This is a genomic window from Streptomyces lonarensis (assembly GCF_012033735.1).
Taxonomy (GTDB): domain Bacteria; phylum Actinomycetota; class Actinomycetes; order Streptomycetales; family Streptomycetaceae; genus Streptomyces; species Streptomyces lonarensis.
In genome coordinates, this window is record NZ_JAAVJD010000007.1 from 1 (window position 1) to 17252 (window position 17252).

Genomic DNA, 17252 nt, shown 5'->3' on the forward strand with positions numbered 1-17252 from the left:
GGAGGAGCGCACCGCTCCCCCCGCGCGCCCCGGGGCCGCCGGCCCGGGACGTGCCGGGGCGTGCCGGGGACAAGCGGCGCGATCGGCCCCGGGCCGGGCCTCGACGAGGTCGGAGGGAGAACCGGCGGAACCGGCTGCACCGTCGCCGCCTGAGCCGGGCCCGCCGCCCCGCTCAGGCGGGCGCGACCGGCGGTGGGAGGAAACCCTCGACAAGCGTGCCCGCACCCTCCGCCCGGGCTGCCCGCAGCACCATGTCGGCGACGGCGAGGTCGAGGACGCCCAGGCCGAACGGCGAGAACAACGTGACGCGCTCCGGGTCGCGCGGCAACGAGGCACCGGCGGAGAGCAGCCCGCCGAGCGTCGCGGAGACGAACCCCCGGCCGCCGGTGGCCTGCTCGGCCAGGTGCACGGAGGTCTCCGCGCGGCAGACGTGGTCCAGGTCGTCCACGATGTTCACCGCCGCCAGCACCGCGGGAACGGTCACATCCCGCAACGAGACGTGGAGCACCAGCGTGCCGGGGGCGCACGCGGCCAGGTCCTGGTGGGGGACGGTCGCCGTCGTGGCCAGCGAGACCAGGCGGTGCGCGCCCAGCGCCTCGTCGATGTCGGAGGCGACCCGCACCGTCCGCCCGTCGCCGGCCAGCTCCGTCGCACAGCGGTCGCGGAACCCGGCGGCGCGCCCGGCGTCCAGGTCGAAGACGGTGATCTCGGTGATCTCCGGCCGTACCACCAGCAGGAACCGCAGCACCTCGTAGTTGATGACGCCGCACCCCACGAGGGCCACCCCGGTCTCCGCGCCGCCCCCCGGCGGCAGGGCTCCGGCGGCCAGCGCCGCGCTCGCGGCGGTGCGGCGGGCCGAGATGGTCGATGCCTCGACCAATGCCTCCGGTACGCCCGTCTCCATCGAGTTCAGGATGATGGCGGCCGAGGCCCGTTCCCGACCCCGCGCGACGTTGCCGGGGAACGAGGAGATCCACTTGATGCCGGCCTTCGGCTCCTCGCCACCGAGGTGGGCGGGGAGGGCGATGATCCGGTTGCGGTCGTCACCGGGGAACCGCAGGAAGACGGAGTGCGGGAGCGCGCTGCGCCCGGCCTCGTGCTGCAGGTAGGCGTCGCGCACGGCGCCCAGGAGTTCCTTCTCCCGGCCGTCGAGGACCCGTCTCACATCCGCGTTGCCGAGCGTCAGCATCGCCCCGCCCCCGCCATCTCGTCCTTCCACAGGTGCGTCACCTCTCCGAACTGGGCCTTCACCCAGGCGTCGTCGTAGATCGTGTCCAGGTACCGCTCGCCGCGGTCGGGCATCACCAGCACGCAGTCCGAGCCGTCCGGCACCCGGTCGCTCAAGCGGTCGAGCGCGGTCGCCAGCGCACCGGAGGAGCCGCCGAGCAGCAGCCCCTCGGAGAGCGCGAGCCGGCGGCAGCCGACGACGCTGTCCAGGTCGCTGACGTGCATCACCTCGTCGGCGAGCCCGCTGCGGAAGAGCGGCGGGCGGACGGCGGCGCCGTGACCGGGGAGCAGCCGCCGGCCGGTCGGTGGCCCGAAAATGGCGCTGCCCTCGGCGTCGACGGTCACGACCCGCGTGGCGTGGCCCCGCTCGCGTATCCAGTCGGCGCAGCCGCGCAGCGTGCCGGAGGAGCTGATGGTGCACAGCAGGTGGTCGGGGGCGCGGCCGAGCTCGTCCTCGATCTCGCGCATGGTGACCCGGTGGGCCCAGCCGTTGCGGGGGTTGGCGTACTGGTTGGGCCAGTACGCCCCGGGGAGCGAGGCGACCAGTTCCCGGACCCGCTCGATCCGCACCGGCTGGTACTCGCCGGTGGCGGAGTCGCGTGCGGTCACCAGGTGCACGGCCGCGCCGAGTGCCCGCATGATCGCGATGTTCTGGGGGTTGGTGCGGGGGTCGACCACGCAGACGAAACGCAGCCCCAGCGCGCGGCACGCCTGGGCCATGCCGATCCCGAGGTTGCCCGAACTCGACTCGACCACCGTCCCACTGCCGGGCACGACCGCGCCGGTGGCGATCGCGTGGCTCAGCATCACGTACGCGGAGCGGTCCTTGATGCTGCCGCCGGGGTTGGACGACTCGAGCTTGGCCCAGATCCGGAACCGGGCGCCGGGCAGCAGCCGGGTGAGCCGCACCAGCGGTGTCGACCCGACCGCGGTGAGGACCCCCGTGCGGTCGTCGCCGTAACCGGCGGCGACCGGGGTGTGCTCGTCGGCGGCGGCCACGGCCCCCGCGGCGGTGGGGCGGGGCATGGTCTGGGAGATGATGGTCATCGCGGGGCTTCTCCTCGGGTTGGCGACGCTGCTCAGACCGGGGTGCTCTCTCGGCCCTGCTCCGCCACCGCCCCTGACGCCGCGCCCACGGCGCCGCTGTCGGACCGGCGGCGCAGGCTGGCGGGCCGCAGGTCCGTCCACACCCGCCCGATGTGGTCCAGGCACTCCTGGCGCGTGCCCTCCGTGCCCTCCGCGTACCACCCGGCGGGCAGGTCCCGGTCGGCCTGCCAGATCGAGTACTGCTCCTCGTCGTTGAGCACCACGCGGAACACGGTCTCGGGGTGTTCGGACATGTCCGTCCCTCCTCGGTGTCGTCGGTCGCCGGACGGCCACCGGCGCTCCGCACGAGCGTGCCGTGACGAGCGGATCGGACGTAGAGACAAACGGGCAGCCGTGAACGCCGCACTCACCCGCCGTTCCTCCCCTGCCCGGGTGGTCCGGAGCAGCGGCGGCGGGGGCGCGACCGGACGGCCTCCGCAGGGGGCGGGCCACCTGTCCGAACTCCTGCCGGTGGGCGGCGATCTCCGTAGAATCGCTTCCGCCGGTGCTCCGAGGACCAATGCGGTGCCGCCGTGGCCGGCCGGGACGACGGACCCGGGCCGAGCACCGTTCCACAGACGATCAGGGGGCGCATCCATGCCACGACTGGCGCTCACGGAGGGTTTCCTCTCGGATTTCAGCTCGCTGGGCTCCCATGAACGCAAGCAGGTCACGGAGAGCATCAAGGCCTTCGGGAGCTTCTCCGTGTCGGAGCTGCGCGCGCACAAGGGCCTCCACCTCGAGAAGCTGCAGGGTGCCAGAGACCCGCGGATACGCACCATCCGGGTGTCGCGCTCCCTGCGCGGCGTCCTGCTGGCGCCGGATGACAGCAGCGAACTCTTCACACTGCTCCGGGTCCGTCCCCACGACGAGGCGAACTCCTGGGCCGTCAGCCGCGCATACTCGGTGAACAGCGCCACCGGCGCCCTGGAAGTACGGAACGTCACCCAGTTGGAACATCTGGAGACCTATTACGAAGATCGCGCCGTGGAGGCACCGAGCCGGTTGTTCGCCGCACACTCCGACACCGTCCTCCGCGACCTGGGCATCGACGACCAGGTGCTCCGGCTGGCTCGGATCTGCGTCGAGGAATCGGACCTCGCGGCGATGCGGCCGCCGCTGCTCCCGGCCGACCAGTTCGAAGCACTGGAGTACCTTGCCGCCGGGCACTCCGCGGACGAGGTGTGGGAACAGCTGATCGTGCCCCGGGGGCAGACGGTCCGCTCGGCCGACAGCCGCGAGCCGGTCACGACGTCCGAGGCCGTGTTGCGCAGCTCGGATCGGATCGTCGAGGTGACCAGCCCCGCCGAGCTCGATCGTGTGCTCTCGGGCGACTTCGAGCGCTGGCGGGTCTTTCTCCACCCGACTCAGCATCGGTATGCCTACCACCCCCGGTACCGCGGCCCGGCTCAGGTCACGGGCGGCCCCGGTACCGGCAAGACGGTGGTCGCGCTCCACCGCGTACGGCATCTCCTTCGCACCGGGCTTCCGGAGGACCGCCTGCTGCTGACCACGTTCACGACGGCGATGGCCTCCACTCTTCGGGATCAGCTGGCACTGCTCCTGGGAGAAGCGGATGCCCATCTGCTGGCGCGGGTCGAGGTGACGACAGTGGACGCGTTCGCGGCTCAGGTACTCAAGGCCACGCCAGGGGGAGCACCACGACCGCTGACGGAAGCTTCCGAACGGGCCGCGTGGAAGCGTGCGCTGGGTGACGAGCGGAGCGCATGGTCGGAACGGTTCCTGGCGCAGGAGTATCGGAACGTGGTGCTCGCGCAGGATCTCCGGACCGCGGCGGCATACCTCGCGTGCACCAGGCACGGCCGTGGATCGCAGCTCGGGCGGGTCCAACGGGCCCGGCTCTGGAAGGTCATGGAGCGGTTCCGCGAGGAGACCGCCTCGCGGGGCACGGCCACGTTCGCGCAGCTCGCAGCACGCGCCGCCGCGCGGTTGGCCGCGCACGGCCCGCAGTACCGGCACGTGGTCGTCGACGAGGCCCAGGACCTCCACCCGGCCCAGTGGCGCGTGCTGCGGGCCGCGGTGGCACCTGCGCCGGACGACATCTTCCTCGTGGGCGACCCGCATCAGCGGATCTACGACAACAGGGTGTCGCTTCGCTCTGTCGGCGTCCACGTCCGGGGGCGGTCCTCAGGGCTGCGCGTGAACTACCGCAGCACCGAGGAGATCTTGTCCTGGTCGGTCCGACTCCTCTCCGACCTGGCGTTCCACGAGCTGGGCGCGGACGACGAGGCGGACGGGGCCACGGATTCCCTGGCCGGCTGTCGCTCGGTCCTCCGGGGGCCGGTACCGACGCAGCGGGCGTTCGCCTCCCCGCGCGAGGAACTGGACGCCCTCGTCGCCCAGGTACGCCACTGGTCGGAGCGTGACGGCGTGCCTCTTGCCGAGATCGCGGTGGGCGCGCGTCTCAACTCGACGGTGGACGCGGTGGTGGCCAGGCTGCGGCGTGACGGCCTGGCAGCCGTCGGGGTACGAGCAAGTCCCGCCCCGGGGTCGGCAGGTGTGCGGGTGTCGACCATGCACGGCCTCAAGGGACTGGAGTTCCGGTGCGTGGCCCTGGTGGGCCTGACCTCCAGCGCCCTGCCGTATCTGCAACAGGTCTCCCCCGCGGACGAGGACCCCGCACAGCACCGCCACGACCTGCTGGCCGAGCGCTGCCTCTTGTTCGTCGCCGCGACGCGGGCACGTGACGCCCTGGCCGTGTCGTGGAGCGGCCAGCCGTCGTCGCTTCTCGATCCGACGACGCCCTGAACATCTGCTTGTGGTACCCGGTGGTGCGCGCTCCCAAGGACGCGCACCACCGGCACGGCAGCCGTCAGCAACTCACCTCGCGGACCCGTACCGTGGACTGCTTGCCCGGGGTCGCCTCGTAGGCCAGCTCGGTGCCCACCGTCTGCCACAGCAAGCGGGAGCCCAGCGGTGAGGAAGGAGAGATGGTCTCGGCGTCTTCACACGGCAGTTCGGCCACGGTGTACAGGACCTCCCGGTCCCAGCGGCCGTCGAACTCCAGGGAGACGAGCGCCCCGGGGACGACTGCTGCGGGCGCCTGCAGCGCCGGGTCGACCGTCGCGGTGTCCGAGAAGGAGCGCAGTACCCCCAGATGGTGGGCCCTGCGCTCACGCTGTTCCCGCAGCGTGCGCCGGAGGAACACCACGCGCGCGGCATCGGTCTCGCCGTCGAGGGGGTCGTCGGTTGCGCTGAGCGCTGCCTCCAGTTGGCGCATCTCGTCCATCACCCTTCGCAGCACCGCATACGGAACGGGTTCCCTCGTGGGATCGGGCAAGGACTCCTCGGTGGCAGAGGTCTCCTCGGTGGCTGCGGCCTCACCTGTCGCCCCGGCGGTGACGGGTTTCCCGGTGGGTTCGCCGGCGACGGCCGCGCTCTGCTGAACGGGGTCGGCCGCGTCCGCCACCCGCTCCGCTCCGTCGGGCTCTCCGAGGCCGCCCGGTTCGGACGGGACCGGCCCGGAGGGGACGGGCTCGCACGGGACGGGCTCGGGCGGAGTCGGTTCGATGCCGAGTTCCCCCAGCCGTACCCACAACGGCGCCAGCGCTCGCTCGCGGTCCAGGTGGAAGCGACTGGCCCGGATCCGGACAAAGACCCAGTCCACGCGTTCGAGGTCACGCTGACGACGCGCGGCGGTCTCCGCGTCCTCCCCCTCCGCGAACGAGTCGCCGTCGCAGCAGACCGCAAGCCGCCGGCTGCCGCCTTCGACCACCAGGTCGAGTGCGTGTCCGCCCACGCGGTACCCGGGCCGTACCCGGAACCCCCGAGCGGTGATCTCTCGGTAGACCAGCTGCTGGAACAGGTTGTCGAACGCCGGGTGCCGCACGTCCGGTCGGACCTCGCCATCGACGACCTGCTCGGGGGCGGCCTCGATCGGGCGGCTCAGATGGTCCAGCCAGTGCCGCCGCAGGTCGCCCGCGTGGAACTGGTCGGCGCGTGCACTGTGGAACACCCAGACCTGGTCCCGGGCGCGGGAGGCAGCGACGTTGAGGCGCCGCTCGTACGTGGGGCCGTTGAAGCCGCCCGGCACCGTTCCCGCTGCGGTGCTCGCCGAGTTCACACAGGAGATGAAGACGACATCGCGCTCGTCCCCCTGGAAGGCCGCCGCATCGCCGACGCGAAGGCGCCGCTGCTCACGTTGCTCGTAGCCGATCCGCTCGGCCAACAGGTTCTCCAGCTCCGTGGTGTGCGCCACGGCACTCCGCAGGACGATGACCCCCATCGTCAGCCCCGCGTAGGCCGGGTCGGCGCAGCTGCGGGCGACCGCGTCGACGAGAGCTTCGACCTCCGCGTGGTTGACCAGGCGATTGCCGGCGCCCGTCACTTCTCCGTCCGGCACCTGGACCGTCCTCACCGGTGGCAGCCGGTCGGCCCCGAACTGGCGCAGCGGAAGCAGGTCACCGCTGTAGCACAGCTCGTTGGAGAAGGAGATGATCTCCGGCATGCACCGGAAGTGCTCCTTGAGCATGAGCGTTCCCCGGCCCGACGACAGCGCCTCGGTCAGGTCGAAGAAGCTGGAGTCCGGCCCGAAGAGACTCCGGATGTCCGGCTCCAGTTCGGTGAGGAGCCGGTCACGCAGCTGGAAGTAGTCCTCCCGTTTGAGACCCACGTTCTCCGGACTGACCTGCTTGCTGTCGCCGACCACGACCATCCGGTCCGCGAGCCAGCTCAACAGCATCGCCTCCAGCCCGGACTGGCTCGCCTCGTCGACGATGACGACGTCGAAGAGCCCGGGGCGGTCCATCGGCACGGTCTCCGCCACCTGGTGGAGGGGCATGATCCAGGCCGGGACGGCGCTCTGCGCCTTGGCCAGCGCCAGCTGCGCGTCCTTCCGGTACCGCTGTTGGTACTTGCCACGGATCCGGCCCGCTGCCTGCTGGTACGCCTTCAGCGCGCGGGACTGGTCGTCGGTCAGCAACCGGAGGCACTGGTGCCAGGCTTGCCGCGCGGCCAGGCGGCCGAGGGTGATGCGGGCCTCGTCATCGGCTTCGGTGAGCTGCCGGAGGAGCTTCTCCTCCGTCTGCGGGTCGGTGAGGCGTTCCAGGCGCTCACGCCAGGCCGTCCACGCCCAGGCCTGTGCCAGCCGCGGCAGCCGCTGGTCCCAGGCGGGGTCCTCCGGCGTTGTGACGATACGTTCGGCAAGGCGGGGGAAGGCCGCATCGACCCGAGCGTGAGCGGCGTGCTGTTCGGCCCTGAGGCGCGCCGCCTCGCGGACCTCGGACAGCGTCTCGCAGTGCTGCCGGTACCGCTCGGTGTCGCGGTCGCGCACGGCGGCATGGGCCTCGGTCACCGCCGCGGCGCAACCTGGGCGATCGGTCCATGCGGAGAGCAGCTGCTCGGCGGAGTTGAGCAACTGCTCGGCGCTCTCGGCCTGCTGCACCCCCACCGCGGCACGCAGCAGGTCGCGGACCGCCTCGCGGGTCTTCTTCTCCTGCCACGGCGCGTCGGTCAGGCCGGGAGCGGCGGCGCCCACCGCCCCGAGGTCGATCCGGGCACGCACCACGGCGCACAACGCATCGAGCACCTCGAGGTCCTGCTCGATGCGCGCCACCCGCGACGCCGGCCCCTGCCACGGACGAGTCTCGCCGTACCACTCCGTCTCGGCCTCGCAGAGGCTCAGCTCGGCCAGGACGCGGGCGTGCACGACAGCAGCCGCTTCGGCGTCGTGCGGTGGCCGCCCGTCGACGGTCACCGCGTCGGCGAAGGTGCCGACGGACTTTGCAAGTCTGGTCCGCATCCCGAACGGGCCCCGCAGTCGACCTCCCTCGGCGAGTCCCTGCGACAACAGGGTCGCGGGGGCGAGAGCTTCCTGGGGTGAGTGCGCCTCCAGGCCTGCGACCCTCCGGGACCCGATCGTGGCGGTCGCCGCCGACACGTCGACCAGAGCCCGCACGAGACCGTCGCGGCGGGCCGTGATCCGGCGGTCGCGGCCGCGACGGGCCTCTCCCTCCAGGTCGACCGCCCAGCTGCCGGCGCCCTCCGCTAGATCAGCCGCCCGGGCACAGGCGGTGGTGAAGGCGTCGAGCCGCTCCGAGATGCGGTGCAGCTCCGGCGAGGTGAGTCCCCGCACGGCCTCATCGTAGGAGCGACACGCCTCGTTGGCGCGAGCACGTTCCAGCGCGTCGAACGCCTGCCGGGTGGTGGCCACCGCGCGGTCGAAGTCGCCCGGCCCCGGCAACTCGGCGGGGCCGGGGACCTCAGCTGCCAGCGCCTGCCGTTCCGGAGTGAAGGCGCGTGTCGCTCGCAGCAGTTCGAGCGCTTCCTCAGCGGTGAGCGAGGGCTGCTCGACCGGAACCGGCCCGAGCCACCGATGGGCCTCGGTCTCGGCGACGAGACGTTGCGCGATCTCCTGCAGACTGCCCTCGTAGTCGCCGATGTCGGGCTCGAAGCGGTGGGTCTCCTGGTTCCTCAGCACGGCCAGGTCGGCGAGGCGGACGCGTTGGGCGTCCCGTGCACGGTCGAGGCGCGTGCGGAGTGAGCTGATCTCCCGCTCCGCCGCCCCGGGGTCGTAGGTGGCGTACTCACGGAGGATGCGTTGGACCGATGCCTCGAGTTCCCGCTGCGCAGCCGACCCGTCCTCGGTACGGCTGACGCACAGATCGCGGACGGTGTCGGGGAGTTTGTCCCGCAGAACCCGCAGCGCGCGGGCGGTGTGGCTGGTGATCAGCACACGCTTCCCCTGCGCCAGCAGGTCGGTGACGAGGTTGGCGATGGTGTGCGTCTTGCCGGTACCGGGCGGTCCCTGGACCACGACGAGACGGTTGGCCCGGAGCCGTCGGGCGATGGTCCGCTGTTCGTCGTTGGCGGGCAGGGCGAAGAAGACCTCACCACCGGTGGGGTCTTCTTCGCCGGCGGCGTGATCCGCCGCGGTGAGTGAGCCGCCGCGGCCGGCGATGTGGGCGAGCAGATCGGTGGGTTCCACCCCTTCGTCGACGGCTCGCGCGATGGTCTTGAGCGCGTCCAGCGTGGAGCTGCGATCGCGTTCGCGCAGGACCAGTGCGGGGGTGAGGCCGACCTGCGGGCTCTCCAGCGTCGCGGGACGTGCCCGCGAGATTCCCTGGTGGTAGGCGCCCGCCGCGTGTGCGGCGTTGACCCAGACCCGCAGGGCGTCGTGCACCGCGGTGAGGTGCGTGGCAGCCGTGAGATCGCCGGCGTCCGCCAGGCGGGCGATGATCTCCTCACGCACGTTGCCCGCCACGTGCTGCCCGCCGTCGAGCATGCCCTCTTCGAGCTCCGGCCCCATGGCGAGCGGGTCGGGCCCCGCGGACAGCGCTCCGCTCGCGCTGTCCAGGGTCAGGACCGCGCGGTGCGTGACGAGGTGACGCTCGACGCGGTGCCCCGCCTCGGACTGCCAGGTGAGCCGCCCCAGACCGAGGACGAGTTCGTTTGCCTCACCGAGCTCCGCGGCGTCCTCGTGCATCTTGTGGAGTCGGTCGTACAGCTCGACCTGGGGGTCCATCGCGCGGCGCCGTTCCGCCCACCCGAGCCACTCCAACCGCCAGGCGTCGTACGCCTTCTCGATGCGTTCGCGCTGCGGGTGGTCGTCCAGAACGTCGTAGCTCTTCTCCAGCGGCACCCCCTCCGACCAGTCGGGGAACTGCGGTTCGATCCGCCGCAGCAGCACGGGCGCCTGCGTCCGGCGGAAATCGCGCAACCCCGTCTCCTCCACCCAGAGCTCGATGAGCTCGGGCAGGGCCGGCGCCTCCTCCCGCGCCGGGCGTTCGACCCGCAGCCACGCCGGCGCCCCCTCCGTCAGCGGCGCGTCGAGCACCACGGACACCGCAGGGTCGGACGGAAGATCGTCGAACCAGACGATCCCCGCCACACCGTCGAGCGTCCTCCGCGGGCGGACTTTCGACTCCTCCGCGTCCGCCAGGAACCGGAAGATCTGTTGGACTCTTCTGCCGTCGATGCCCTGCGGCGGCACGTCGCTGTCCCCGTCATGGCCCATTGGCCACCCCACTTCTCCCGAGGGCACATCGCGCCGTGACAGCGCGGTCCCCGCCCCCACAACCACCGATGACAAGCACTGCGCACCCCAAGATCAACTGTGAACCGGGTACACAGGGGGATGAGATTAGCAGGAAATGACACCGTGTCAGCCCTAATGCCAAAGCTTGAGTTCCGGCGAAGCCGCAGCGCCCGTCGCCGGGGCTCCGCACCCTCACTCTCCCGCAGAGAACGCGCCAACTGGCGAGGACCACGGTCCGCGAGTTCGGTGCCGGTGGCCCGTGAGGACACCGACCGCCTCCGCGGGGGGCGGGGCAGGGTTACGCGGCAGTTCAGCCCTCGCGGCGCTCGCCGGGCGGTTGCCGAGACGGTTCCTCACCGGTTGCGGTCGGGTGGGATGGCGCCGCGCCGTCGAAGCCGTCAAAGGGGCCCTGCGCCGACGTGGTCGTCGGCCTCTCCCGGACCCAATCGCGCCGGCCGCCCTCCACTCGTCCGGTTCAGCGGCGGAAAGCTGGGCGGGGAGTTCGACTCCCCGGCTCCGGTAAGTCTGGGGCAAGGCCAGCAGTCAGCCGCCGCCACGGCGGCGGCGGGTCCGCTCCGCCTGCGGCAGGGTGTCGTCGCTGAGCGCCGCCAGCACGAGATTGCGTTGCCCGCGGAAGGTGCGGATCACCTGCTGGCGCACCAGCTCGGTGCTGGTCCCCGAGGTTCCGATCTGGCCCGACTCCACCAGCCGGGAGAACAGGGTGTTGTCCAGGTAGCCGGGCACATTCTGGTAGCCGAACCGCACGGCGCCGCCCCGACCGTCCCGCAGCCGCGCGTCGCGGCGCAGTGCCTCGAACTGCCGCCGGGAGAAGTACATGCCGTGGATCATTTCGTTCGTGTGGCGCATCGTCGACTGCGGGTGGCAGAGCTTCACCCAGCTCGGGCTGGGGTCGAGACGCTGCTCGCCCTCCTCGCCCGCGATCCGGGCGGCATAACGGTCCAGTGCCTCCATGCGCCGCAGTTCCTCGCCGAACTTCCGGTCGCTGTTCGGGTAGTAGAAGCCCTTGCGTGCCGCGTCGAGCTTCTTGTACTGGACCAGGACGAGCGATTCGCGGGTCACGTTGTAGTAGACGATGTCGCAGCCCAGCAGGGTCTCCGCAGGTGTCCGGTTGGCGTTGGCGACCAGCAGCGTCCGACCGTGCTCCCGGAACTCGCGCCAGGCGACATCGGAGGTCTCGGTGCTCAGCCATCCGAGCATCGTCTCGGCGTCGCGCGCGATGAGATGGTCCTCCAGCGCGGGGCGGGCGCGCCCACCCGCCAGTGCGAGGAAGGTGGGAGGTGGCCGGTCGACGTCCAGCTCACCCGCGGGCGGGTCCCACTCCGCGAGCTCCGTGGCGTCGAACCCCGCCATCCTCGCCGCCCCCAGCGTGGCGTCGCGTTGCAGCGCCACTTCCTGCGCCGCGCGGTTCTCGCCGAACGTCCACGGGGCGACCGCGCCTTCGATCAGCTTCACCGCCTCGGTGGCCGCCGGCCGCAGTCGCAGCAGCCCGTCGCGGAGCGCCTTGCTCACCCCGTCGGTCTGGTGGCCCTGCTCGGCCAGACGACGGTGTTGAACGGGGGCCAGCACGGCCAGCAGTTCGGTGAGCCGCAAGGGTTCGGCGAGTCGGAAGACCAGCGAGACGGTCAGCTGCTGGTCCTGGTCCTTCGCTGCCTTGCCTCGGACGGACTTCCCCACGTGCGTGACGTACATCTGCCCGTCGTCGTCCCGCGCAGCGATCAGCAGCAGCCGGCGGCTCCTGCCTTTGGCCCAGGGGGCCCGCGGCCGGGTGAACGACCAGTTCCAGTCCCACCGCCGCAAGGCGTACAGATCTTCCTTCTGACGGAGGAAGTCGGCCTCATGATCCCAGCACTGCACGATCGCCACCATGCAGGCCATCCTGCACGGTCGCCCCCGCCCCCGTCCCCTGGGCCCACGCAGCCTCCGGGAGGAACGCCCCGCCCGCTCCCCTCCCTGTCCATCGGAGAGCCGAGCGGTCCGACCAGTACGTCTTCGGACGCACCACAGGGCGCGCCCCCGGTCGCTCGCCAGTGCCCGTCCATCCGCCGGCCTGCCGCTGTGCGGCCGCTGTCGCTTCTGGACCGCTGGCTGTCGGTGTCACCGTCTAGGATTTCTTCCGGGATTTCGGCCGGGCGGCCCGGGACGCACCAACAAGAAGGCGACCGGCGCGCACGGACATGAGCTGACACGGGGCGGGAGCCGCATGGAGGATGGCCGGTGGACGACGGTCACCGAGTCCGAGTTCGAGCACGAGCGCCGCGGTCTTGAGGCCATCCGGAGGCTCCTGCCGAATGAGGAGCCCTGGCGTGCCTGGTCGAACTTCACCTTCACGGCGGAAAGGGGGCACGTCCGCGAGGTCGATCTCATGGTCACCGCGCCGGCCGGTGTGTTCCTGATCGAGCTGAAGGACTGGCACGGGTCGGTGAGCGGTGGTGGGAGCAGCTGGGTGCAGACGAAACTCAGCGGTGTCCAGCGCCGGCACGGCAACCCGCTGCACCTGACCAACCAGAAAGCCAAGGAGCTGGCGGGCCTGATCAAGGGCGTCGAGAAGGGCGCCCGTAAACAGCCGGGGATCTGGGTGGGTGAGGCGGTCTGCTTCACCCACGACAAGCTCCGGGTGAATCTGGCGAGCGCCGACCTGAACGGCGTCTTCACGATCCGGCAGCTGGTGGAAATGCTCGCTCGCCCCCCGGAGGGCGGCCGGGGGCAGGTGACCGCCGCGGTCTCGCTCCGGGTCGACGCGGCCCTCAAGAAGCTCGGCATCGCGCCCGTCCGACGTCAGCACGAGGTGGGGTCGTACCTCCTGGAGTCGAAGTCGTTCGACTCCGGTCCGACCTGGGCCGACTACCTGGGGCGTCACACCCAGCTGCACGATCTGGCACGGGTGCGGGTCTTCCTCAGCGAACGGGGGGCGTCGGACGCCGCACGCGCCTCGGTGGAGAAGGCCGCCGCGCGTGAGGCCGCGGTGCTCAGCCGGTTCCGGCACCCGGGCGCCGTCCAGCTGAAGAGCTACCTGCCGTCGGGACACCCGGCGGGCCCGACCATCCTCTTCGACTACCACCCGGAGACCGTCAGGCTCGACGACTACCTCGTGGAACACGGCAAGCACCTCGACCTGCCCGGCCGTCTCGCGCTGGTCCGCCAGCTCGCCGAGACGCTCCGTTCCGCGCACTCCAACCGGCTCCATCACCGCACGCTGGCGGCGCATGCGGTGCACGTGATCCCGCGCAACCGCGGTCCGCGTGGGCACGAGCTGAGCGAGGAGCAGCGCTGGCTGAGCCCCCGGCTGCAGATCGCGGACTGGCAGATCGCCTCCGGCCACAGCGGCAGCCAGGGCAAGCCGCTGACGCATGCCACCTCCGGAGTCTCCGGGGTGCACCTCTCCCAGCAGACCGACCCGTATCTGGCACCCGAGCTGCGGATCCCGAAGGCGGACCCGGTCCGGCTCGACGTGTACGGGCTCGGTGTGCTCACCTATCTCCTGGTCACCGGGCAGCCGCCGGGTGCGACCCAGGCTGAGGTCCTGTCCCGCCTGGAGGCAGGTGAGACGCTCGCCCCGAGCGCGCTGGTGGACGGCCTCGATCCCGACCTCGACGACCTCGTGGAGGCGTCCACCGCGTACGAGCCGAGCCGCCGGCTCTCGACCGTCGATGACTTCCTGGAGATGCTGGAGTTCGTCGAGGAGTCGTTCGCCGCCAAGGACGTCAAGGACGCCGCGGACGGCGACTCGGCTTCCGGCGCTGGCCCGGCCTCGCCGGCCGGCGGGGAGCAGACCGAGCCGGAGAAGGACCCGCTGGAGGCCGGCGCCGGTGACCTGCTCGCCGGGCGCTGGGAGGTCCTGCGCCGGCTCGGCACGGGCTCGACCGCGCGGGCATTCCTGGTCCGCGACCTGGCGGGCGAGCCGCGTCGCAGTGGCAGCCTGCCGGTTGCGGTGCTCAAGGTCGCGCTCAGCGAGGCGAAGCACGTGGTGCTCGACAGGGAGGCCGATGTCCTGGCCCGGATCCACCGGGATTCCAGCATCATCGCGCTGTACGAGCGGGAGCCGCTGACCCTCGCGGGCCGCCGGGTGCTCGCCCTGGAGTACGTGGGTGACAGCCGCGCCCTGGACACGGAGGGCACGGGCAAGGCCGCCCGCAGACGCGAGGAGACCGTAGCCCGTCAGCTGCGGGACTACGGCCGCCTCCGGATGGACCAGCTGGAGGTGTACGGAACGTATCTGTTCGGCGCGGTGGAGCACCTGGAGGCGGAGGGCATCTGGCACCGGGACCTGAAGCCGGACAACATCGCGATCCGGCTCCGTCCCAACGGCACCCGCCAGCTCGTGCTGATCGACTTCTCGCTGGCCGGATACCCCGCGAAGGAGATCGAGGCGGGCACCGAGGGCTATCTCGACCCCTTCGTCGGCGTCATCACCCGCAGTTCGTACGACGGCCACGCCGAGCGGTACGCGCTGGCCGTCACGCTGCACGAGATGGCCTCCCGCGAGCTGCCCCGCTGGGGCGACGGGTCGGTCACGCCCCGGCAGACCGACGCGAAGGAGTGGCCGTACCCGCACCTGGCCGCCGACGCCTTCGACGACCCGGTCCGGGACGGCCTGGTGGCCTTCTTCCGCAAGGCCCTGGCCCGGGACGTGAAGGACCGCTTCCCGGACCTGAAGCCGATGGTGCGCGCCTGGAACGCGATCTTCCTGGACGCCCGGCGGACGACCGCGCCGAGCTCCGGGCACGGCAACACGACGGCGGCGGTGGAGGGCGCAGCGCCGCGGATCGGCCAGAGCGACGACGATGCCTCGGCCGAGGAGATCCGCGACAAGCAGGCCGAGCAGGCCGACCGTTCCACACCGCTGTCGGTGGCGGGCCTGACGCAGGCGGCGCAGTCCCAGCTGTTCGACCTGGGCCTGAACACCGTGGGGGACGTCCTCGACTACTCGGTGCGGAAGTTCCTGACGGCGCCGGGCATGGGCGCCCGGACCCGCACGGAGATCCAGAACCGGCAGAAGCAGTGGAACCTGCGGCTCGGCAGAACGCCGGCGCCGATGAGCAACGAGGCGCTCAAGGCCGCCCGCGAGGAGGCCACCGAGTTGGAGCAGGCGGTCGCCGAGTCGGTCGCGGCGGACGGCGGCGACACCGGCCGGGAGGTGCTGCGCGGGTTGAGCCTGGATGCCCTCGCCTCCCGCTTGGTGCCGCGCCCGTCGAGCGGCAGCGCCCGTTCCAACGCGACGGAGCGCGAGGCTGTCCGGCTGCTGCTGCGGCTTCCCGACGACAACGGTGTGCTGCCCGAGGGGCTGCCCTGGGTCCGGCAGGCGGACGTCGCCAAGGCCCTCGGCCTCACCGTGGGCCGCATCCCGCAGATCGTGAAGAAGGCGCGCGAGCGCTGGTACCGCGATGCCGCGCTGGGGCCGCTGAGCGACGACCTGGTCGAGCTGGTCGCCGAGCGCGGCCGGGTCGTGCCGGTGCTGGAACTCGCCGACGCGCTGCTCGCTCAGCGCGGCAGCAAGGTGGCGAAGCGTCGGGACCGGCGTGCGCTGGCGCTGTCGCTGCTGCGTGCGGTGGTGGAGCGGGAGCAGTTCCGGGAGCAGATCGAGGAGACGCCGCCGCGGTTCCGCTACTTCCACGCCCGGCTGCCCAAGGGCGCCGACCCGGTGCTCGGGCTGATCGTCATCGACGTCCGCGACGGGGAGGGCAGTGACGACGGCGCGGACACCCCGACCCTGCCGGCGCTCCGCGAGTACGCGCTCAAGCTGGGCGCGCAGGCGGACGAGCTGGCGCGTCTGGAGTCCCTGCCGACGGCGAGCACGGTCCTCACCAAGCTGGCCGCGATCCGGCAGCCGCCGGGGAAGCTCGGCTGGGACGAGCGGCGGACGGCCGAGATCGCGGTCGCGGCCTCCCCGGGGGCCGCGCTCACGCCCCGCCTGGAGATCTATCCGCGCGATCTGGACCTCGTGCGCGCACTGCGGATTACCCAGGCCGGTGTGGTCGCCGTGCAGCCGGGTGTCGAGGAGGAGCGCCAGCCGGGTCTGACCGTCGACGCGCTGCACAAGCGGGTCGCGACCCGCTTCCCCGATCTGGGCGACGATCCCCTCGTTCCGCGCGAACTGCCGGACGGCAGCGCGCTGGTGCGGTTGCTGAAGGAGGCCGGCTTCGAGCTGAAGCTGGCGACCCGCTACGACAAGACCCTCCGGCTCGTCCCGGAGCTGCCCGCCGGAGAGTTCACCGGCGGTCTGACGTCGGCGAGTTGGGGCGCGACCTCGTCGGCGCGGCGGGCCGCGCCGACGCAGTACGACGCGGACGCGGCGGTCGCGGCGGCGGTGAAAGCCGAGCAGCGGCTCGTGCATTCGGCGCGGCAGGACGGGTTCCGGGTCCTGACCGTGCCGCAGCAGGGCGCCGAGACGGCGGTACGACGGCTGGCCGACCAGCCCTATGGGGCGGCGGTTGTCTCGGTGACCGAGCTGTTCCTGGCCGAGCTGCGCGCCGTGATCGCCGAGGCGGCCAAGCCGACGTGGGAGACCGTCCTCAAGGCGGACGCCGCCGAGGCGGGCACCCGGCACCACCAGCAGCTGCGGGTCCGCACGGACAAGGCGTGGGGGCGCGTCGAGCCGCTCCTTCGCGAGCGCCTGGCGCAGGCCGGCGGCCCGCTGCTCCTCACCGACACGGCGGCGCTCGCACGCTACGACGCGTTCGACCTCCTGGGCCGACTCGCGGAGGAGTCACGGCAGGGCGGCAGCCCGCTGTGGCTGCTCGTCGCCCAGTCCGACCCGGCGCGCGCGCCGAGGCTGGCCGGGCAGAACGTGCCATACCAGGCCGGGTTCGACGAGTGGATCGTCGTGCCGGACGCGTGGGTGGCGCGGAAACATCTGCCGCCGGACGCCGCCTGACGTACGGCGGATCGCCGCCTCTTCTCTCCTCCTTCTCGTCCCGCCTTCTAG

General features: G+C 72.0%; 7 protein-coding genes. 2 read left to right on the forward strand and 5 right to left on the reverse strand.

Annotated features, from left to right (window positions below; genetic code table 11):
* Positions 1 to 172: 172 nt before the first annotated feature.
* Genes sbnB through HCN56_RS02305 form a run of 3 tightly spaced genes read right to left on the reverse strand, consistent with a single transcriptional unit; the run spans position 173 to position 2567 of the window.
* Positions 173 to 1189, reverse strand: a complete 1017-nt coding sequence (gene sbnB / locus HCN56_RS02295; protein ID WP_167967772.1) for a 2,3-diaminopropionate biosynthesis protein SbnB — start codon at positions 1187 to 1189, stop codon at positions 173 to 175.
* The gene (gene sbnA / locus HCN56_RS02300; protein ID WP_245245830.1) at positions 1183 to 2253 is read right to left on the reverse strand and encodes a 2,3-diaminopropionate biosynthesis protein SbnA; all 1071 of its coding nucleotides are present in this window, start codon (positions 2251 to 2253) and stop codon (positions 1183 to 1185) included. The genes sbnB and sbnA overlap by 7 nt, the downstream gene beginning before the upstream one ends.
* A gap of 53 nt (positions 2254 to 2306) precedes the next feature.
* Complete coding sequence (locus HCN56_RS02305; protein ID WP_167967740.1) at positions 2307 to 2567, reverse strand: MbtH family protein; 261 nt, start codon at positions 2565 to 2567, stop codon at positions 2307 to 2309.
* 343 nt (positions 2568 to 2910) lie between these two features.
* Here HCN56_RS02305 and HCN56_RS02310 point away from each other — a divergent pair, with 343 nt between their 5' ends.
* Positions 2911 to 5082, forward strand: coding sequence for a UvrD-helicase domain-containing protein (locus tag HCN56_RS02310; RefSeq protein ID WP_167967741.1), 2172 nt, complete (start codon positions 2911 to 2913; stop codon positions 5080 to 5082).
* A gap of 64 nt (positions 5083 to 5146) precedes the next feature.
* On the opposite strand, the gene HCN56_RS02315 is transcribed toward HCN56_RS02310, so the two are convergent.
* Complete coding sequence (locus tag HCN56_RS02315) at positions 5147 to 10288, reverse strand: PDDEXK-like endonuclease domain-containing protein (RefSeq protein ID WP_167967742.1); 5142 nt, start codon at positions 10286 to 10288, stop codon at positions 5147 to 5149.
* A 564-nt stretch (positions 10289 to 10852) separates the two neighbouring features.
* Positions 10853 to 12196, reverse strand: coding sequence for a hypothetical protein (locus HCN56_RS02320; protein WP_167967743.1), 1344 nt, complete (start codon positions 12194 to 12196; stop codon positions 10853 to 10855).
* Between the two features lie 334 nt (positions 12197 to 12530).
* Here HCN56_RS02320 and pglW point away from each other — a divergent pair, with 334 nt between their 5' ends.
* Positions 12531 to 17201 carry a BREX system serine/threonine kinase PglW gene (gene pglW, locus HCN56_RS02325; protein ID WP_167967744.1) on the forward strand — a complete coding sequence of 1557 codons (4671 nt, stop codon included), beginning with the start codon at positions 12531 to 12533 and terminating at the stop codon, positions 17199 to 17201.
* Positions 17202 to 17252: the final 51 nt, after the last annotated feature.